16 protein-coding genes are annotated in these 18,830 nt (G+C 73.4%); 8 read left to right on the forward strand and 8 right to left on the reverse strand.

Annotated elements, in window-relative coordinates:
• Window positions 1-23: 23 nt before the first annotated feature.
• Window positions 24-683, reverse strand: coding sequence for a hypothetical protein (locus KDN32_RS21620; RefSeq protein ID WP_211734750.1), 660 nt, complete (start codon window positions 681-683; stop codon window positions 24-26).
• 138 nt (window positions 684-821) lie between these two features.
• On the opposite strand from KDN32_RS21620, the gene KDN32_RS21625 reads away from it, so the two are divergent.
• The 3 genes from KDN32_RS21625 (at window position 822) to KDN32_RS21635 (ending at window position 3,107) form a co-directional block, all read left to right on the forward strand.
• Entirely contained in the window at window positions 822-1,976 is a 1,155-nt protein-coding gene (locus KDN32_RS21625; protein ID WP_211734752.1) for an LLM class flavin-dependent oxidoreductase, read from the forward strand.
• The gene (locus KDN32_RS21630; protein WP_211734754.1) at window positions 1,973-2,635 is read left to right on the forward strand and encodes a CE1759 family FMN reductase; all 663 of its coding nucleotides are present in this window, start codon (window positions 1,973-1,975) and stop codon (window positions 2,633-2,635) included. The genes KDN32_RS21625 and KDN32_RS21630 overlap by 4 nt, the downstream gene beginning before the upstream one ends.
• A gap of 148 nt (window positions 2,636-2,783) precedes the next feature.
• The gene (locus KDN32_RS21635) at window positions 2,784-3,107 is read left to right on the forward strand and encodes a hypothetical protein (RefSeq protein ID WP_211734756.1); all 324 of its coding nucleotides are present in this window, start codon (window positions 2,784-2,786) and stop codon (window positions 3,105-3,107) included.
• A 112-nt stretch (window positions 3,108-3,219) separates the two neighbouring features.
• Here KDN32_RS21635 and KDN32_RS21640 read toward each other — a convergent pair whose 3' ends face one another.
• From KDN32_RS21640 to KDN32_RS21650, 3 genes are read right to left on the reverse strand one after another with little or no spacing between them, the layout of a single operon-like run.
• Window positions 3,220-3,858, reverse strand: coding sequence for an HIT family protein (locus KDN32_RS21640; protein WP_211734758.1), 639 nt, complete (start codon window positions 3,856-3,858; stop codon window positions 3,220-3,222).
• A 22-nt stretch (window positions 3,859-3,880) separates the two neighbouring features.
• A complete protein-coding gene (locus KDN32_RS21645; protein ID WP_211734760.1) occupies window positions 3,881-5,407 on the reverse strand; it encodes an SDR family NAD(P)-dependent oxidoreductase in 1,527 nt (508 codons plus the stop codon).
• 37 nt (window positions 5,408-5,444) lie between these two features.
• Window positions 5,445-6,095, reverse strand: coding sequence for a response regulator transcription factor (locus KDN32_RS21650; RefSeq protein WP_211734761.1), 651 nt, complete (start codon window positions 6,093-6,095; stop codon window positions 5,445-5,447).
• Window positions 6,096-6,154: 59 nt separating this feature from the next.
• Here KDN32_RS21650 and KDN32_RS21655 point away from each other — a divergent pair, with 59 nt between their 5' ends.
• Genes KDN32_RS21655 through KDN32_RS21670 form a run of 4 tightly spaced genes read left to right on the forward strand, consistent with a single transcriptional unit; the run spans window position 6,155 to window position 13,188 of the window.
• A complete protein-coding gene (locus KDN32_RS21655) occupies window positions 6,155-7,042 on the forward strand; it encodes an ABC transporter ATP-binding protein (protein WP_307854281.1) in 888 nt (295 codons plus the stop codon).
• Window positions 7,039-7,743 (forward strand): ATP-binding cassette domain-containing protein, encoded by a 705-nt coding sequence (locus tag KDN32_RS21660; protein WP_211734763.1) that lies wholly within the window; start codon window positions 7,039-7,041, stop codon window positions 7,741-7,743. The genes KDN32_RS21655 and KDN32_RS21660 overlap by 4 nt, the downstream gene beginning before the upstream one ends.
• A 10-nt stretch (window positions 7,744-7,753) precedes the next feature.
• Entirely contained in the window at window positions 7,754-10,108 is a 2,355-nt protein-coding gene (locus KDN32_RS21665) for an ABC transporter permease (protein WP_211734765.1), read from the forward strand.
• Window positions 10,108-13,188 (forward strand): FtsX-like permease family protein, encoded by a 3,081-nt coding sequence (locus KDN32_RS21670; protein ID WP_211734767.1) that lies wholly within the window; start codon window positions 10,108-10,110, stop codon window positions 13,186-13,188. The genes KDN32_RS21665 and KDN32_RS21670 overlap by 1 nt, the downstream gene beginning before the upstream one ends.
• 174 nt (window positions 13,189-13,362) lie before the next feature.
• On the opposite strand, the gene KDN32_RS21675 is transcribed toward KDN32_RS21670, so the two are convergent.
• The 3 genes from KDN32_RS21675 to KDN32_RS21685 form a co-directional block, all read right to left on the reverse strand.
• Window positions 13,363-14,139, reverse strand: a complete 777-nt coding sequence (locus KDN32_RS21675) for a response regulator transcription factor (protein WP_211734769.1) — start codon at window positions 14,137-14,139, stop codon at window positions 13,363-13,365.
• 142 nt (window positions 14,140-14,281) lie between these two features.
• Complete coding sequence (locus KDN32_RS21680; RefSeq protein ID WP_249217287.1) at window positions 14,282-15,106, reverse strand: response regulator transcription factor; 825 nt, start codon at window positions 15,104-15,106, stop codon at window positions 14,282-14,284.
• Window positions 15,107-15,266: 160 nt separating this feature from the next.
• A complete protein-coding gene (locus KDN32_RS21685) occupies window positions 15,267-16,214 on the reverse strand; it encodes a GNAT family N-acetyltransferase (RefSeq protein ID WP_211734772.1) in 948 nt (315 codons plus the stop codon).
• A 105-nt stretch (window positions 16,215-16,319) separates the two neighbouring features.
• On the opposite strand from KDN32_RS21685, the gene KDN32_RS21690 reads away from it, so the two are divergent.
• Complete coding sequence (locus KDN32_RS21690; protein WP_211734774.1) at window positions 16,320-18,071, forward strand: DEAD/DEAH box helicase; 1,752 nt, start codon at window positions 16,320-16,322, stop codon at window positions 18,069-18,071.
• A gap of 105 nt (window positions 18,072-18,176) precedes the next feature.
• Here KDN32_RS21690 and KDN32_RS21695 read toward each other — a convergent pair whose 3' ends face one another.
• Window positions 18,177-18,635 carry a DoxX family protein gene (locus KDN32_RS21695; RefSeq protein WP_211734776.1) on the reverse strand — a complete coding sequence of 153 codons (459 nt, stop codon included), beginning with the start codon at window positions 18,633-18,635 and terminating at the stop codon, window positions 18,177-18,179.
• Window positions 18,636-18,830 lie beyond the last annotated feature (195 nt).

Below are 18,830 nucleotides of genomic sequence, written 5' to 3' on the forward strand. Positions count from 1 at the left end.
GCGTCGCGCCCCGCCGCTCCGGCTCAGCCGGGGAGCTCGCCGCTCCAGCTCACGCGGAACGGCTTCATCACGAGCCGGACGCCGTCGAGGGCGAGGCGGTAGGTCCGGCGGGCGTCGCGCCGGTCGGCCGCGGAGCGCGCCACGGCCAGGTCCCGCTCGAGCCGGCGGGCGGCGGCGGCGCGGGTGGCGGGCGTGACCTTGAACGACTTCTCCACGCCCTTGCGCGCCTTCAGGTCGAGCGAGGCCGTGGTGCGGGTGTGGGTGAACGTGTAGGGCTGGCCCTGCCACGCGGGCGGGATCCCGGGGAGCGCAGGCATGGTGCCGGACTCGGTCGGGGCATAGACGACGGCGCCGAGGACCTCGTCGCGGAGCTCGCGGAACGGGCTGCTGCTCCGCAGGTTCCTCCCGATCCCCTGGTGCTCGGTCTCGCCCTGGTCGGCCCCGGCGACGACGAGCGTGCCGAGCTCCGAGACCTCCGTGTCGAAGCCCTTTATGTCGTGCCCGAACGGCAGCCGACCGTCCACGGAGAGCACGTCGCAGCGCGCGCCGTTGGGGTAGGTGAGCCGGACGCCGGTGACCTCGAGCGAGCCGAGCAGCTCGGACCGGTCGCGGAGCAGGGTCGTCCGGGTGGGGGTGCCGGACGCGAGGTCCGCGGAGTCGGCGCCGCGGCAGGCCCGGGTCACCGCGTCGGCGGGTGCGGCGGCACCCGCGACCGCCGGGACGAGGGCCCGGGCGGCCCGAACGCACGGAATACTGGAGGCACCCGCCCCGTTGGAGGTCGTAGAAACTTCAACCAACACGATCTAAGGGAAGAGGACACCATGCAGTTCGGCATCTTCAGCGTCGGTGACGTCACCACGGACCCGACCACCGGGCGTACGCCGTCCGAGGCCGAGCGCATCGCCTCGATGACGCAGCTCGCGCTCAAGGCCGAGGAGGTCGGTCTCGACGTCTTCGCGACCGGCGAGCACCACAACCCGCCGTTCGTCGTCTCCTCGCCGACCACCCACCTCGGCTACATCGCCGCGAAGACGGAGAAGCTGCTGCTCTCGACGAGCACCACGCTCATCACCACCAACGACCCGGTGAAGATCGCGGAGGACTACGCCTTCCTCCAGCACCTCTCCGGCGGTCGCGTCGACCTGATGATGGGTCGCGGCAACACCGGCCCGGTCTACCCGTGGTTCGGCAAGGACATCCGCGACGGCATCAAGCTCGCGGTGGAGAACTACCACCTGCTGCGCAAGCTGTGGCGTGAGCCGGTCGTCAACTGGCAGGGCCAGTTCCGCACCCCGCTCCAGGGCTACACCTCGACCCCCGCGCCGCTCGACGGCACGCCGCCGTTCGTGTGGCACGGCTCGATCCGCAGCACCGAGATCGCCGAGCAGGCGGCCTACTACGGCGACGGCTTCTTCCACAACCACATCTTCTGGAACAAGGAGCACACCGAGGCGATGGTGAAGCTCTACCGCCAGCGCTTCGAGCACTACGGCCACGGCGCGGCCGACCAGGCGTACGTCGGGCTCGGCGGTCAGGTCTTCATGGCCGGCAGCGAGGCCGAGGCCAAGCGGGTCTTCCGCCCCTACTTCGACAACGCCCCGGTCTACGGCCACGGCCCGTCGCTGGAGGACTTCACGGAGATGACGCCGCTGACCGTCGGCACCCCGGAGCAGGTCATCGAGCGCACGCTGGGCTTCGCCGACTACGTCGGTGACTACCAGCGCCAGCTGTTCCTCGTCGACCACGCCGGCCTGCCGACCTCGCTGGTCCTCGAGCAGGTCGAGATGCTCGGCACCGAGGTCGTGCCGGTGCTCCGCACGGAGTTCGAGCGCCGCCGCCCGGCCCACGTGCCGAGCGACCCGCCCACCCACGCCTCGCTGGTAGCGGCCGGGCCCGACGCCCCGCACCACCTCGTCGAGCCCGCCCGCGCGCTGGTCGAGGAGCGCGCCCAGCAGGCCGCCGGGGCGAGCGCATGAGTCGTCGGATCGTCGTGGTGACGGCGGGGCTGACCGTCCCGTCGTCCACCCGGCTGCTGGCCGACCAGCTCGCCGAGGCCACGTCCGCCCAGGTCACCGCCCGCGGCGAGGCGGTCGAGCTCGAGTTCGTCGAGCTGCGCGAGGTGGCCGGTGAGCTGGCCACCTTCATGGTCACGGGCGGCGTGCCCACCCCGCGGCTGACCGGCCTCCGCGAGCAGGTCGCGTCGGCCGACGGGCTGATCGCGGTCACGCCGGTCTTCAGCGCCAGCTTCAGCGGGCTGTTCAAGATGTTCTTCGACGCCCTCGATCCCGACTCGCTCACCGGTACGCCCGTGCTGGTCGCCGCGGCGGCCGGCAGCGCGCGCCACCAGCTCGTCCTCGACCACGCGATGCGCCCGCTCTTCGCCTACCTGCGCGCCGTCGTCGTCCCGACCGGCGTCTTCGCCGCCACCGAGGACTTCGGCAGCCACGGCCTCGCCGACCGGATCACCCGCGCCGCCGCCGAGCTCGCCGCGGCGGTGCTGAGCCAGGGGACGTACGCCGTCGGCGGGTTCGCGCCCGACCTCGCGGCCCGGCCGCGGCGCAGCTCCGGGACCCGGGTCGAGACCGAGGTGACGCCCTTCGGCGACCTGCTGCGGGGGCACTCGGGCTCGGACTGACGAGGCCCTTCCCGCTGGTCCCCGACCTGACACACCACGTGTCGCCACCCGCAACGGCTCGCAGCGGATGCTGACACGGGCCGTGACACGACGGGCAGCCCGTCGGGACGGGTAGCGGTCCGGGCCGTGTCAGGTCCACACTTCAGTCATGCGCACCCTGACGAAGCGACTCGCGCCCCACGCCCGCACGGCGTGGCTTGTCCTGCTCGCGAGCGTCGCGGTCGTCGTGTCCGCCGCGGTGGCGACCGTCCTCGCGACCGGCGGTGGGCGGTTCGGTGTCGTGTTGACGCTCTTCGGCGGCCTGGTCGCCTTCGGCGTGCTGGCCGCGGTCCTCGATGCGATCCTGGTGCCCGGCAACCCGGACGTGCGCCGACGCCGGCCCGACATGGGCATGTCCACCGCCTCGTGGGTCGGCATCGGCGACGGCGGCGGTCCGGGCGGGCACCATGACGGCGGGTCGCACGGCGGCTGAGGGCCGCGGGCCGCGGACTCAGCGCCGCTGGTAGACCATCAGCGGGTTGAAGACCTGGCCGACGATGCGCTGGACGGGCTCGTCGAGCCGCGATGACCTCCGGGGTGCACGCTCACGCCTCCCAGGCGGGGCCGTTGCCGCCGAGGCGCTCGACGAGCGCCCGGCCGACGAACCCGGAGTTGGCGAGGCGTACGTCGTCGGGCAGGTCGGGCAGGTTCTCCTCCCAGTCCAGCACGCACGAGCCGCGCAGCTGCGGCATCCGGGTCGGGCGGCCGAAGAAGAACGGGTGGAGGTGGGCGCCGCCGTCGCCGTAGCGGCCGACGTGGCAGCGGCCCACGCTCGGCAGGCTCTCGACGGCCGCGGCGATCGCCACCATCAGCCGACCCATCTCGGAGGCGAGGTCGTCGGGCAGGTCGGCGAGGTCGTGGTGCGCGCGCGGCTTGAGGATCAGGGTGACCGGCAGCTTCATGCCGGCGTCGGAGACCACCCAGCGCTCGTTGCTCCACACGGTGCGCGCCTCCTGGTCGGCGCTCGCGGGCGACGCGCACGGGCAGTCGGCCAGGTCCTCGCCGCGCCGGTCGGGCTCGACGTCGGCCAGCGGCTCGAGCGGCTTGACCCGCAGCCCGTCGAGCTCGAACGGGAAGATGTCCCACCCGGGCATCGCCTCGATCGCGACCGGCAGCCGGCCCTCCTCGTCCGTCGCCGCGGCGACGCGGGCGTAGAAGTCCTCGATGCTCTCCGGCTCGCTCATGGCGAGCAGTCAACCAGCCGACTCACCAGGCCGCGGGCTGGTAGTCCTTCAGGAAGACGCCGTGGAGGTCCTCGCCGGCCTCGCCGCGCACGATCGGGTCGTAGACGCGGGCGGCGCCGTCGACGAGGTCGAGCGGTGCGTGCCACCCCTCGGCGGCGATCCGGAGCTTCTCGTGGTGCGGACGCTCGTCGGTGATCCAGCCGGTGTCGACGGCCGTCATCAGGATCCGGTCGGTCTCGAACAGCTCGCCCGAGGAGGTCCGGGTCATCATGTTGAGCGCGGCCTTGGCCATGTTGGTGTGCGGGTGCCCGGCGCCCTTGTAGCGGCGACCGCCGAACTGCCCCTCCATCGCCGAGACGTTGACGATGTAGGCCCGGCGAGCCCCGCCCTGCACGGCCGCGCGCATCGACGGACGCAGCCGCGAGTTGATGAGGAACGGCGCGATCGAGTTGCAGAACTGCACCTCGAGGAGCTCCAGCGGGTCGACCTCGTCGAGCACCTGGGTCCACGAGTTGTTGTCCTGGATGTCGGGGATCAGCCCGCCCGCGTCGATCGCGGTCCCGGCCAGGTGCGCGTCGAGGGAGGCGCCGCCGGCCTTGAGCGCGAGCGCGGTCAGCGACGCCGCGTTGTGGGCGGCGAGCGCGTGCTCGGCCGACTCGCCCTCGTGGTGGGCGACCGCCGTGGCCGACAGCGCGCCGGCGATGGCCGCCGGGTGCGCCTCCGAGATCCGGTCGAAGGTGACCATCTCCGGCAGCGCCGGCACCCCGAGCGACTCGGCGGTCGGCAGCGGGACGTTCTCGCCGTCGATCAGGTGGGAGTACGCCCCCGGCAGCCGGCGTACGGTCTGGCAGGCGTTGTTGATGATGATGTCGAGCGGTCCGTCGGCCGCGACGTCGTCGGTCAGCGAGATGACCTGGGTGGGATCGCGCAGGTCGATCCCGACGACCTTGAGCCGGTGCAGCCAGTCGGCGGAGTCCTCCATCGCGGCGAACCGGCGCACCGCGTCGTGCGGGAAGCGGGTCGTGATCGTCGTGTGCGCGCCGTCGCGCAGCAGCCGCAGCGCGATGTACATCCCGATCTTGGCCCGGCCGCCGGTGAGCAGCGCCCGCTTGCCGGTGAGGTCGGTGCGCTGGTCGCGCTTGGCGTGGCTCATCGCCGCGCAGGTCGGGCACAGCCAGTGGTAGAAGGCGTCGACGAGGGTGAAGTCCTGCTTGCAGATGTAGCACCCGCGGGCGGTGATCAGCTCGCCGGCGAACGCCCCGGGAGCGGTGGAGACCAGCGGGATCCCCGCGGTCTCGTCGTCGATGCGCATCGGCGACCCGGTGGCCGTCCTGGCGATGATGTCGAGGTCGTGCTGGAGCCGCTCCTGGCGGATCTCGGCGCGACGCTGCTTCTTGATGAGCTTGTACATGTGCGACGCGGCGCGCTTCATCGTGCGTACGTCGTCGTGCTCGGGCGGCAGGTCCGCCACCTCGCGCAGCACCTCGAGGGCCACCGCCAGCCGGTCGGGGTCGATGCCCTCGGCGGGGCGGTCCTGCTGATCGTTCACCGGAGAAGCGTAGGGGCGATCGCTGGAAAGGCCCCCGTCAGCCCTCCCGCGCCGGGGAGCCGGTGATCCGGACCCGGTCGGCGCGCATGCCGTGGGCGAGCCCCCAGAGCACCGCCTTGGAGCGCGAGTCGACCTCGATCTTGCGGTAGGCCGAGCGGATGTAGGACTTGATCGAGTTGAGCGAGAGGAGGGTGCGGTCGGCGATCTCCTGGTTGGTGAGGCCCATCGTGATCAGCGAGATCACCTCCGCCTCGCGCGCGGTCAGCCCCTCCTCGCGCCCGGGCCAGTCGCCGCCGACCAGCGCGGAGCGCCCGCGCGACGGCGAGACCACGACCTGCCCGGCGGAGATCGCGGCGAGCGCGTCGACGAGGCGCGAGGCGGGCAGGCTCTTGGAGAGGTAGCCGCGCACGCCGCTGTCGAGGGTCTCGCGGGTCAGCCAGGGCTGGAAGTTCCACGTGTAGACCGCCACCCGGCGGACCTGCGGGTCGTCCACCAGCCGACGCACCGAGTCGCCGTTGCCCTGGCCCATGCCGAAGGTGTCGTAGAGCGCGACGTCGACCGGCTGCGACACCGGCTTGCCCGCGACGAGCTCGACGACCTCGACGCGGTTGCTGTAGCTGCGGAGCATCGCGTCGAGCCCGCGCACGACGACCTCGTCGTCGTTGACGAGCGCGACTCGGATCACCATGCGCTCAAGGTACTGCCCTTTATGTATGTTGTTGCCTCTGTTCAGTCGAAGGGGGAGACGTGCAGGACAGCACGGCGGTGGTCGAGGAGACCCGGACGGGCGGGCTCGGCATCCGCTGCGAGGGCGTCGTCCACCTCTACAAGACCTTCGGCGGCCACGACGTGGTCGCCCTGCGTGGCGTCGACCTCACCATCCGTCCCGGCGAGCGCGTCGCGTTCCTCGGCCCCAGCGGCTCGGGCAAGTCGACGCTGCTCGCGCTGCTCGGCGGCATCCAGCGCCCCAGCGCCGGGCGGATCTTCCTCGGCGAGGAGGAGATCTCGCGGATGGGCGAGCGGTTCCTCGCCCGGATCCGCTCGCGGCAGGTGTCGACCATGCTCCAGGGCTCGACCCGCAACCTGCTGCCCTACGCCACCGCGCGGCAGAACATCGCCTTCGCCCGCCTCTCCCTGAGCGGCCGCGAGCGCGAGCAGGCCCTCGTCGACACCGAGCTGCTCGACCGGGTCGGGCTGCTCGAGCAGGCCGACCAGGTCGTCTCCACCATGTCCGGCGGCCAGCGCCAGCGGCTCGCCCTCGCGTGCGCGGTGTCGACCTCGCCGCGCCTGCTGCTCGCCGACGAGCCCACCAGCCAGCTCAGCCACGCCGACCGCGACCACGTCCTCCACCTGGTCCACTCCCTCGGCGACGACTTCGGCACCACGATCGTCGTGGTGACCCACCAGCCCGAGGTGGCGGCGACGTTCCCGCGGACCGTCACGATGAAGGGCGGCCGGGTCGGCGCCGAGGGCCACGGCGGCTCGGAGTACGCCGTCGTCGGCGAGGACGGCGTGCTGCACCTGCCCGGTCACATCGCCGCCGAGTGGCCGCCCGGCACGCTCGTGCGCTTCGAGGACGACGAGCAGGGACGCATCGTCGTCACCCGCGCCAGCACCGAGGGGAACCCCACGTGAGCACGCCCTTCCCCGGTCCCGCCGACACCACGCTCAGCGGGTTCGGCGGTCGCCACGCCGCCGCCCCGGGGCTCCACCTCGAGTCCGTGACGTACGTCGCCGGGCGCACGCTGCTCGACGACGTCAGCGTCGTCTTCCCGGCCGGCAAGGTCACCGCGCTGTCGGGCCCGAGCGGCTCGGGCAAGACCACCCTGCTCTCCATCGCCGGCGGGCTCCTGCAGGCGACGTCCGGCACCGCCGAGCTCGACGGCCGCGAGACCTGGACCGGCGGCGGCGACCCGCTGCCCGAGGTGGCCTTCGTGCTCCAGGTCTACGGCCTGGTCCCGATCCTCTCCGCGCGCGAGAACGTCTCGATCGCGCTGCGCGCCCGCGGCGTCGCGCCCGCCGACGCCGACGAGGCGGCCGAGGCCGCGCTCGCCCGGTTCGGCATCGCCGACCTCGGCGAGCGACAGGTCGAGGAGCTGTCGGGTGGCCAGATGCAGCGCGTGGCCTGCGCCCGCGGGTTCGTCGTCGGCGCCGCCGTGCTGCTCGCCGACGAGCCCACCTCCGAGCTCGACGAGGGCAACCGCGCCGTCGTGCTTCAGGAGCTGCGCGAGGAGGCGGCCCGCGGCGCCGTTGTCGTGGTCGCGACCCACGACCCGGCGGTCGTCGACGCCTGCGACCTGCACATCGCCCTCGACGAGGGCCGGGTCGTGCAGTGAGGTCACCCGCGTGAGCCGTGTCCTGCGCGGCGCCTGGAGCCGCCGGGGTGCCCTGGCGACCCTGGTGCTGATGACCCTCGTCGTGGTCGGCGGCGCCGTGACGGTGCTGCAGTTCGCCGTCGCCGCCGGCACGTCGCCGTGGCTGACGGCGCCGCTCCTGCTGATCGGGGCGGTGTCGGTCCCGAGCCTCGGCGCCGAGCTCGCGGCGGCTCGCCGCGAGGAGGTCGGCCTCGCCCGGCTGCGCGGCATCCACGGCCTGCGGCTGTGGCGCTTCGTGCTCGTCGAGCCGCTGCTCGCGATCGTCCTCGGCGCCCTGCTCGGCCTCGCCGTCGGCGCGGCCGGCACGGTCCTCGCCACCTCGACCTGGCTGGACGCGGCCGCCGACCCGCTCGGTCGCCGGGCGCTGCTGACCACGCTCGCCATCGCCGGCGTCGGCCTGGTCATCGTGTCGCTCGCCGCCGCGGCGGCGCTGCGTGAGCCGCTCGCCGTCCAGGTCGCCACCCGGCGCCGGCCGCGCCGCGCCACCACGCTCGTGGTGTTCCTCAGCGTGCTCGTCTTCGTCGGCGCCGGCGTCGCCGCCTACCGCAGCCGCGTCACCGACGGCGAGCCCGACCTCGTGGTGCTCGTCGGGCCGGCGCTCGTCGGCCTGGCCCTCGGCCAGCTCGCGATCTGGGTCGTCCGGATCGCCGCGCGCGGGCTCACCCCCGCCACCGAGAAGCGCGGGATCGGCGCCTTCCTCGCCGCCCGCCGCCTGGCGCGTGCGGACGACCTGGTGACGCCCGTACGCCTCGTGGTCGCCGCCGCGGTGGTCGGGACGCTCGCGCTGACCGGCGCCGTCGCGGTCGACGACTGGACCGCCGAGCAGTCCGCCGTCGACGTCCCCGGCACCCGGACGATCGACGCCTCCGCGCTCGGTGCGATGGGTGCCGTCGACCTCACCGACCGGGTCGACCCCGAGGGCCAGCAGCTGATCGCCACCGCGACCGTGCCCAACGAGACCCGGCTCGCCGAGCGCCGGGCCTACGTCGACGCCGACCGCTGGGACGCCGTCGTCGGCGACTTCTACGACGGCACCCCCGCCGAGGCTGCCTCCGACGCCGTCCCGCGGCTCGCCGGCGACGCGCAGCCGCTCCAGGTCTCGGGCGGACGGCTGACCGTCACCGCGGCCGGGCTCGAGGTGCCGCCGCCGCGCACCTTCATCGGGCAGGGTGGCCAGCAGACCACCTCCGGCGGCGGACCCGCCGAGCTGGTCTTCAGCTACGTGACCTCCACGAACTCCTCGGGCAGCGCCACGGTGGGCTTCCGGGTCGGCGCCGACGGCCGCCCGGTGACGCGCTCGGTGCGGGTCGCGGACTGCGCCGACGGCTGCACGGTCACCGGGCTGAGCGTCGGGCGCGACGACCAGTCGTTCTTCGACCGGCGCGACTTCATCGTGCTGCTGCGCAGCGTGACGGTGGGCGACGTCGACCTCGTCGGCCAGCCGTGGGTCCCCGACGAGACCTCGCTGGACGCCTCCCTGGCCAACCGGTTCTTCCCGGGCTACCGCCCGCCGGACCCGCTCGTGGTCAACCGCACCGACGGGCTGCAGGTCGCGCTGCTGCCCGACGCCGCCCTCGAGCTGCGCCTCGACCTCGGCGACGCGGCCGTCCCCGTCCTCGCGGCCGGTGAGGCGGAGCCGCAGGCGCTGGACCTCGGTGGCGACGACCGCACCACCGACGTGCTCGCGGAGGCCGACAACCTGCCGCTCGTCGGCAGCGTCGGCACGCTCTCCGACATCCGGACCTCCGCGATCGGCTCCGGCCCGACCGTCCCGGCCGCCGAGGTCCAGGTCGTCGCGGCGGAGGGCACGCCCGCGTCGGTGCTCGACGCCGTCGCCGAGGCCACCGGGACGACCTGGCGCACCCGCGACTCGGTCCGCACCGCCCTCAGCGACGCCAACGGCGGCGCCCAGGCTGTGGCGTACGCCCTCACCGCCCTCGCCTGCGCGCTGGTCGCACTGCTCGCCCTGGGTGCGGGGGTGGCCCGGCACCTGCGCGACTACCGCCGCGACGTCGCGGCACTCCGCGTCGTCGGCATCTCCTCGGGAACGGCCCGTCGTGCCGGTCGCGCCGAGGTCACCTCCCTCACGGCGATCGTCCTGGTCGCGGTGGTCGCCGGCGGCTGGCTCGCCGTCGACCTGCTGCTCGGCGGCCTGCCGCTGCTGAACGTCCCCGTCGCGGGGATCCCGCTCGACACGGCACCGCGCCCGTGGCCGCTCGTCGTTCCCGCGGTGGTCGCGGCCCTCGCCGTCGTCGTGGTCGGCGGCCGCGCCCGCGGCGTGCGCGCCTCGACCACCCGCCCCAGCCTGCTGCGTGAGGAGGACTGATGGTCCAGCTCTTCGGTGCCATCGTCCGCGGCCTCCGGGCACGCGCGCTCCTCTCCGCGGGCTCGGTGCTGCTCACCGCGCTCGCGATCGGGTCGGCCGTGCTCGGCCCGGTGTTCTCCGAGGCCGTCACCAACTCCTACGTCGTCACCCGCCTCGAGGAGACGCCCGCCGGCCTCACCGGGCTGAGCCGCGTCTTCACGCCGGACGACGACTCGGACATCCCGACCGCCGAGGCCGACGCCGCGGCCGCGTCGGAGGAGCTCACCGAGGGCCCGTGGCAGGACCCGGTCACGATCGTGCAGTCCGAGCGGTTCAGCGCGCTGCGCGGCGTGACGACCTTCTGGGCGCGCGCCGACGCGTGCGACGCGCTCGAGATCGAGGGCCGCTGCCCGGAGGAGCAGGGCGAGGTGCTGATGCTCACCGGCGACCTGGCCAAGACCGGGGCGAAGATCGGGGAGCCGCTCACGCTGGCGATCTACGAGACGCCCGGCGTCCAGGAGCTCGGCCTGCCGCGGCCGGGCCTCGACGAGGTGGTCGTCGTCGGCACCTACGACACGCCCGCCGACGACGACGGCTGGCTGATCCCCGGCCGGCTGTCGAGCACCAACGAGCAGACCAGCATCCAGGGCGGCTACCGCCCCTACGCCCCCGGCCCGCTCATCACCACGCCCGACACGGTCGAGGCGATGGGGGACTGGACGGTACGGGTCGACACCCGGCTCGACGTCGAGCCCGACCTGCTGCCCGCCGACCTCGACGTGGCGGCCGGTTCGGCCGACGACGTGCCGAGCGACGCGGCGATCCCGGTCGACGGCGGGACGCTCCAGGCCGATGACACCAACGACCTCGCCGGCGTGCTCGACGAGGTGCGCTTCCAGCAGTCCACGGCACGCAGCTCGATCGCCCCGGCGGTGCTGTCGCTCGTCCTGGTCGCCCTCGCGCTGCTGATGCGGCTGCTCAACGCCGCCAGCGAGCTGCGCGTCCCCGAGCTCGCGCTCGCCTCGCTGCGCGGCGTCACCGCCCGGCGCCTGTGGGGTCTCGGGCTCGCCGAGCCGCTCGTCCTGCTGCTCGTCTCGGCGCCGCTCGGCGTCGGCCTCGGCCTGGGGATGTCGGTGGTGCTGGTGCGCAGCTGGCTCGTGCCCGGGCTGCCGCTGCCCCTGCCGCTCGCCAGCTGGGTCGCGGCCGCGCTCGTGCTGGTCGCGGCGTTCGTGGTGGCGTGCGTGGCAGTCGGCCTGGTGGTGCGCGAGTCGCTGGCCTCGCAGCTCGCGGGTGTACGCCGTCCGGTCGCCGCCCGGCGCTGGTCGGTCGTCGCCCAGCTGAGCCTCGTGGCGCTGGCCGCCGCCACCCTCGTCAGCAAGCTCTCCGGCGGGTCGCCGGGCGAGCCCGACGCCACCGACCTCGTCCTCCCCGTGCTCCTCGCCGTCGTCGCCGGGCTCGCGGCGACGCGGACCGCGGCGGCCCTCGCCACCTGGTGGACCCGCCGCTCGCGCGGACGCTCGCTGAGCGGCTTCGTCTCCTCGCGGGCGATCTCGCGCCGCCAGGAGGGCACGCTCGTCATCCTGCCGATCACGGCTGCCATCGCGGTCGCGGTGTTCGGGGCGGGCGTCTACGACTCCGCCGCGACGTGGCGCACCAGCGTCGCCGCCACGGCCTCGCCCGCCACGACGACCTGGTCGACCACCCTGTCGCTGCCCGACGCGGTCGAGCTGACCCGGCGCCTCGACCCCGAGGGCGAGTGGATCATGGCGGCGGCGAGCGTCGCCTACCCCGGCGCGAACTTCTCGGTCGTCGACAGCAGCCGCCTCGAGCGGGTCGCGACCTGGCCGCCCACGTGGACCCCGGGTCGCGACGTCGCCCAGGTCGTCCGCGACATCGAGCCGGACGGCACCGTCCCCACCTTCTCCGGCACCCGGCTCAGCCTCACCGTCGACAACGAGGCGGAGGTCGACGGCGGGCTGACCGCCGAGGTGCGCTTCGGCTCCCGGGCGGGCGTGCCGCAGAAGGTCTACCTCGGGCCGTTCCGGGCGGGCGAGACCACCCGCACCGCGAAGGTCCCGTTCTGCCGCAAGGGCTGCCCGCTCGAGGGCATGACCCTCGGCGGTGGCGCCGGCACCAACACCGCCATGAGCGGCACGCTGCGCGTGGTCGAGATCGCCGTCGACGGCACGCCGCTGGCCGGTGCGATCGACGGTGCGGCGTGGCGCCCGACCCCCGACGACGCCGTCCGGTCGTCGATCACCGACCTCCGCGAGGTCGACGGGGAGCTCGAGATGGACGTCGACACCGGCGACTCGGTCGGCATGGCGCGCCTCACCGCGGGCGGCATCGACCGGCAGCGCCCGACCCTGGCCGGACCCGGCGTCGAGGCGCGCGCGGTGCAGAAGCTCAACCAGGACTTCGGGTTCCTCCCTGTCGACACCATCGGCGGCATCGGCGCGGTCGAGGGGATGCCGTTCACGGGTCCGTCCGGCCTGCTGATCGACTACTCGTCGTTCATCACCGACCGCAAGGTCTCCGACTCGCTGATCACGACCCACGTCCTCGCCCGCGGCGGCACCCCGTCGTCGATCACGCAGCAGCTGTCCGAATCGGGCCTGACGATCGGCACGACGCTCGCGCAGGAGCGGCGCGTGCTCGACCAGAGCGCGTACGCCCTCGCGCTGCGGCTCTACGCCGTCGTCGCCGCGCTGGTCGTGCTGATGGCGCTCGCCGGGCTCTTCGTCAGCGCGGCCGTCCAGCTGCCGGCCCGCCGCCGCGACGCCGCCGCGCTGCGGGTCGTCGGCGTGCCGCGCAGGTCGGTGATGGTCGCGGTGGTGCGCGAGCTCGGCGTGGTCCTGGGCAGCGCGGCGCTCGCCGGCATCCTGGCCGGCTCGCTGGCGCAGTGGGTCGTGCTGCGCACGATCACGCTCGGCTACGCCGACGCCTCCACCACGCCCGCGCTCGTCGCCGCGATCTCACCGCTGCGCCTGGTCGTGCTGGCGCTGCTCGCAGCCGCGGTCTTCGGCACCGTCGCGCTGATCAGCGCGTCGATGACCGTCCGCGGTGCACGCGGCGCGACGCTGCGCGAGACGGCCCGCTGAGTCGGGGCCGGCGGTCCGCCCCGCCCGCGGCGTGTAGTCCAGTGGCGAGACGTCGCCCGCGTGGCGTAGTCCAGTGGCGAGACGTCGTCCAGAGACCCTTCGGACAGCGTCTGGCCACTGGACTACCCCGACGTGCGCGTGAACCCCCGGTGCAGCCGACCGCAGGCGGCGAGGTCAGCCGCAGCAGGGGTCGAAGCGGAAGCCCACCCCGCGGATCGTGCGGATCCACTCGTGGTCGACGGCGCCCCGGCGCAGCTTGCGGCGCAGGTTGGCCAGGTGCACGTCGACCACGTGGGTGCTGTCGGGGACGAACTCCGTCGCCCAGACGGCCTTGAGCAGGTCCTCCCGGCCGACCACCACGCCCGGCTTGCTGGCGAGGTGGGCGAGCAGGTCGAACTCGGTGCGGGTCAGGTCGACCTCGCGGCCCCGCACCCGCACCTCGCGGGCGTCGGGGTTGAGCTCGAGGTCGTCGCAGCCGAGCTCCGGGTCGGCGGTGGCGGTGGCGGTGGGACGCGGGGCGAGTGTGAGGCGACGGGCCGCGGGCGCGGACTCGGCGTACGCCTGGACCGGTTCGGCCGTGGCGCGCGGACGCCGGAAGAGCACTGCCACGCGGGCCTGCAGCTCGCGCATCGAGAACGGCTTGACGAGGTAGTCGTCGGCGCCGACCTCGAGACCGACCAGCCGGTCGACCTCGGCGTTGCGGGCGCTGACCACGATCACGTAGCAGTCGGTGAGCAGCCGGATCTGGCGGCACACCTCGACGCCGTCGATGTCGGGCAGCGACATGTCGAGCGTGACGAGGTCAGGCCGGACGTCGCGGACGACCGCGAGCGCCTCGACCCCGGTGCGTGCCACGTGCACCTCGAAGCCGACCTGCACCAGCAGGCCCGAGATCAGGTCACCGACGTCGCCGTCGTCCTCGACGACGACGGCCGTTCTGTTGTTCACCATTCAATTGCCCCTGTGATCGAGTGTAGGTCGCAGGCCCCCCCGCGGCCAGTGGCGACGCGCCTCCTGTGGAGACAGTGCCGCCGGCTCGTCGTCCGCCCCCACGGCGGTCGACGAGGTGGTGCTCCGAGACGTGTGGTCCGGGTCAGAAGTCGAGCCCGCGGGCCCAGTCCTCGGAGTCGAACCGCGCCACGAGGTAGGGGCCGCCGCCTGCGCGGCGTCCCTCGCCCTCGCGGTCCATCCGGTAGCCGATGCCGCGGATCGTGTGGATCCAGGTGGCGTCGGAGTGCCGGCGCAGCTTGCCGCGCAGGTTGGCCACGTGCACGTCCACCAGGTGGTGGTCGTGGGTCAGCGCGCTGCTCCAGATCGCCAGCACCATCTCCTCGCGGGTGCAGACCCGCGACAGGTGGGTGGCGAGGTACTCGAGCACGTCGTACTCGATGCGGGTCAGCTCGACGATCGCGCCGTCGACCTGCACCTCGCGGCGGGCCGAGTTGATGACCAGGCCGGCGCCGCAGGAGATCGTCGTCGCCTCGTCGGCCGGCTGCGCCGGTGCGGGGACGCGCGGGGCCTGGGCCTGCGCCTCCTCGACGGCGGCGGCCGTGCGCGGGCGGCGGAACAGCGCCGCGACCCGGGCCCGGAGCTCGCGCGGCGAGAACGGCTTGAGGACGAAGTCGTCGGCGCCCACCTCGAGCCCGATCAGCTTGTCGACCTCCTCCGAGCGCGCGGAGACGATGACGATGTAGCAGTCGCTCGCCTCCCGGATGCGCCGGCAGACCTCGATGCCGTCCATGTGCGGCAGCGTCAGGTCGAGCGTCACCAGGTCGGGCGGGTCGGCCGCCGCGATGTCCACGGCGGCACGTCCGTCAGGCGCCGAGCTGACCCGGAAACCGGCGCCCTCGAGCGTCTCCACCAGAGCTGAAGAGATGTCTGGATCGTCCTCGACGACCAGAGCATGTAGATCCTGCATGTCGAACCCCCACACCTTTACCGGGCGGTGACCCCACGTCCCGCCGCGCCTCCCGAACAAGCGTCGTTCGAATGGTAAGGGCACCGTTCCCCGTCACGGGAGATCAATGCCTGAGGTGGGATCAAGGTCTAGACCACCCAGTGTGGCGGAATCAACGGCGTTATGGTAAAGAATCCGTTTTTTCCGTCGTCAGGGTCAGGTTGACTGCCCGATTGACCCACGTGGAGACCTCTTCCATGCCGACACGCCGGTAGAGGCCGAGGGCTCCGGTGCGTGAGTCCGTGCTCAGCTCGGAGGTCGTCGTCCCGTGCTCACGAGCACGGGCGAACGCGTCGACGAGCAGGGCCTGGGCCAGCCCGCGGCCGCGCAGGTCGCGGCGTACGGCCAGCCGGTCGACGTAGCCGGTGCGGCCGTCGTCGGAGACCAGCACCACCGCGACGCCGACCACGACCCCGTCGGGGTCGAGCACCACGCGCAGGTTCCACGGCTCGAACCCGGGCCGGCCGGACGTGACCGCCTCGAAGTCCTCGAAGCTCTCCCGGTCGCGCTCGGACCACTCCAGGAACGCGTCCTCCAGCACGTCGTGCGCCGCGCGCCGCTCGTCGGGCTCGGCGGCACGGACGGCGTACCCGGGAGGCAGCGGTCGCTCGGCGATGGTCGCCCCCTGGGGCAGCCGGAGCACCCAGCTGGTCCACCGGACGTGGAAGCCGAGCGCCTCGAGCAGCCGGTCGCCCGGCGACCCCTGCGGCACCGACATCCCCACCACGCTCGAGCCGAGGTCGCGGGCGCGGTCCTGGAGCCAGTGGGCGAGCCACGTGCCGATGCCGCGGCCGCGGTGGGACGGCGCGACGGCCGTGTCCGCGCGGTCCCGGCCCATCAGCTCGGCGTAGGCGACGATCGCGTCCCCGTCGAGGACGGCAACCGAGCGTGCGGCCAGGTCGTGGCTCGGGCGCGACCAGTCGCCGACGATGTCGGCCTCCTCGATCGCGACCTCGCCGGTGTCGGCGAGCTCCTGGGCCGCCATCACCTCGAAGACCGCTCGGGCGTCGTCGAGGCGCAGCGGGCGGGTGGTGAGGCCGTCGGGCAGGGCGGGGGCGTTCACGGGCATGCGAGGAGTGTGCTGCCTCACGTCGCGCGCTGTCGCGCGCTTATCCGCGCCCACCGGCCTCCTCGCGGAATGTCCTCAACGCCCCCGAGGCCCTACCGTTGACGGGTGAGTGACGACCAGCCCGCAGCACCCCAGCAGAACTTCTCCGACCTCGGCCTCGCGCCGGAGGTCCTCAAGGCGCTGGCGGACGTCGGCTACGAGACGCCCTCGCAGATCCAGGCCCTGACCATCCCTCCGCTGCTCGAGGGTCGCCACGTGGTCGGCCTGGCGCAGACCGGCACCGGCAAGACCGCGGCCTTCGCGCTGCCGATCCTGTCCCAGCTCGAGCACTCGCAGCAGGGCCGGTCGGGCCGGGCTCCGCAGGCCCTCGTCCTCGCCCCCACCCGCGAGCTCGCGCTTCAGGTGTCGGAGGCGTTCGAGAAGTACGCCGCGCACATGAAGGGCGTGCGCGTGCTGCCGATCTACGGCGGCCAGGGCTACGGCGTCCAGCTCTCCGCGCTGCGCCGCGGTGTCGAGGTCGTGGTGGGCACGCCGGGCCGGATCATGGACCACCTCGAGAAGGGCACGCTCGACCTCTCCGAGCTGCGCTTCCTGGTCCTCGACGAGGCCGACGAGATGCTCAAGATGGGCTTCGCCGAGGACGTCGAGACGATCCTCGCCGACACCCCCGACGACAAGCACGTGGCGCTGTTCTCGGCCACCATGCCGGCGCAGATCCGCCGGATCTCCAAGAAGTACCTCGAGGACCCGGTCGAGATCACGGTCAAGAACAAGACCACCACCTCGGCGAACATCACCCAGCGCTACCTGATCGTGTCGTACCCGCAGAAGGTCGACGCGCTCACCCGCATCCTCGAGGTGGAGAACTTCGAGGGGATGATCGTCTTCGTCCGGACCAAGAACGAGACCGAGACGCTCGCCGAGAAGCTGCGCGCCCGCGGCTACTCCGCGATGGCGATCAACGGCGACGTCGCCCAGGTCCAGCGCGAGCGCACCGTCAACCAGCTCAAGGCCGGCAAGCTCGACATCCTCGTCGCCACCGACGTCGCCGCGCGCGGCCTCGACGTCGAGCGGATCAGCCACGTCGTCAACTACGACATCCCGACCGACACCGAGTCCTACGTCCACCGCATCGGCCGCACCGGCCGCGCGGGGCGCTCCGGTGACTCGATCGCGTTCGTCACCCCGCGCGAGCGCCACCTGCTCCGCGCCATCGAGAAGGCCACCCGCCAGCCGCTGACCCAGATGCAGCTGCCCACCGTCGACGACGTCAACGCCACCCGCCTCTCGCGCTTCGACGACCAGATCACCGAGGCGCTGACCCAGCCCGAACGGATCGACTTCTTCCGCGACGTGGTGTCGCACTACGTCGCCGAGCACGACGTGGCCGAGGTCGACGTGGCTGCCGCGCTGGCCGCGGTGATGCACGGCGAGCAGCCGCTGCTGCTCGAGCCCGAGCCGGAGCCTGCCCAGCGCTCGTTCGAGGAGCGCTCGACCCACGGCGGCAAGGCCGGCCGGGGCCCGCGCGAGTCGCGCAGCGGCCAGCCGATGGCGGCCTACCGGATCGAGGTCGGCAAGCGGCACAAGGTCGAGCCGCGCCAGATCGTCGGTGCGCTCGCCAACGAGGGCGGCCTGTCGCGCGGCGACTTCGGCCACATCATGATCAAGCCGGACTTCTCGGTCGTCGAGCTGCCCGCGGACCTGCCGGCCGGGACCCTCGACCGGCTCTCCGGCACGCGGATCTCCGGCAAGCTGATCGAGATCAAGCCCGACAACGGGCCCTACCGCGGCCGGCCCGGCGGCGGGCACCGCAAGGGCGGCTCCGGCGGCTACAAGGGCAAGCGCCCCCGCGACTGAGCCCGGCCTCGCCCGGCCTCTCCCACGAAAGTCCCCGGATATCCGGGGACTTTCCTGCTTCGCACCCGAGATCTCGGGTGCGAAGCAGGAGAGTCGGGTGCGAGGTCAGGCGGCGAGCGCCTCGCGCCGGGTCGTACGCCGTCGCGTGACGAGCGCGTCGACCGACAGCCGGCCGGGGCCGGTCGCGGCGAGCACGAGGCCGAGCACGGCCAGCGCCAGCACCAGCTCGTAGCCGCCGTCGGTGGCGAAGAAGGCGTCGCGGTGGACGAACCACCAGGCGCCGGCCATGTTGAGCGCCCACAGCACACCGACGACCGGGGTGAGCGCGCCGAGCAGCAGGAGCACGCCCCCGCCGAGCTCGACGGCGAGTGCGAACGCCGCGGACGCGGTCGGTGCCGGGATGCCCATCGCGGCGAAGCCGTCAGCGGTGCCGGCGAGCCCGCCCTGGTCGAGCTTCTGCAGGCCGTGGGCGAGCATCACCGAGCCGAGGGCGACCCGGCCGACGAGCAGGGCGACGTCGACGAGCGCCCGGCGCGGTGCGGCGGCGGCAGTGGGGGTGGTCATGGTCGTACCTCCGAGAGATGGTTGACGAAGCAACCACCGTAGGTGCGCCACGTGAGAGCTTTCTGAGAGCGAGTCGGCGCGAACGCCGCCTGAAATGCCACCGAGTCGGCGCGAATGTCCACGGGGGAGGGACACTCACGCCGACTCGGTGCGGTCTGGCGTGACGTTCACGCCGACTCGGCGCGGTCTGGCGTG

It is taken from the genome of Nocardioides palaemonis, assembly GCF_018275325.1.
Classification (GTDB): domain Bacteria; phylum Actinomycetota; class Actinomycetes; order Propionibacteriales; family Nocardioidaceae; genus Nocardioides; species Nocardioides palaemonis.

What these genes read in the sequence shown, in the direction of transcription:
- KDN32_RS21625 (WP_211734752.1), top strand. Translation starts at nt 822, where the DNA reads ATGCAGTTCGGCATCTTCAGCGTCGGTGACGTCACCACGGACCCGACC.
- KDN32_RS21630 (WP_211734754.1), top strand. Translation starts at nt 1,973, where the DNA reads ATGAGTCGTCGGATCGTCGTGGTGACGGCGGGGCTGACCGTCCCGTCG.
- KDN32_RS21635 (WP_211734756.1), top strand. Translation starts at nt 2,784, where the DNA reads ATGCGCACCCTGACGAAGCGACTCGCGCCCCACGCCCGCACGGCGTGG.
- KDN32_RS21640 (WP_211734758.1), bottom strand. Translation starts at nt 3,858, where the DNA reads ATGAGCGAGCCGGAGAGCATCGAGGACTTCTACGCCCGCGTCGCCGCG.
- KDN32_RS21650 (WP_211734761.1), bottom strand. Translation starts at nt 6,095, where the DNA reads ATGGTGATCCGAGTCGCGCTCGTCAACGACGACGAGGTCGTCGTGCGC.
- KDN32_RS21670 (WP_211734767.1), top strand. Translation starts at nt 10,108, where the DNA reads ATGGTCCAGCTCTTCGGTGCCATCGTCCGCGGCCTCCGGGCACGCGCG.
- KDN32_RS21675 (WP_211734769.1), bottom strand. Translation starts at nt 14,139, where the DNA reads ATGGTGAACAACAGAACGGCCGTCGTCGTCGAGGACGACGGCGACGTC.
- KDN32_RS21680 (WP_249217287.1), bottom strand. Translation starts at nt 15,106, where the DNA reads ATGCAGGATCTACATGCTCTGGTCGTCGAGGACGATCCAGACATCTCT.
- KDN32_RS21685 (WP_211734772.1), bottom strand. Translation starts at nt 16,214, where the DNA reads ATGCCCGTGAACGCCCCCGCCCTGCCCGACGGCCTCACCACCCGCCCG.
- KDN32_RS21695 (WP_211734776.1), bottom strand. Translation starts at nt 18,635, where the DNA reads ATGACCACCCCCACTGCCGCCGCCGCACCGCGCCGGGCGCTCGTCGAC.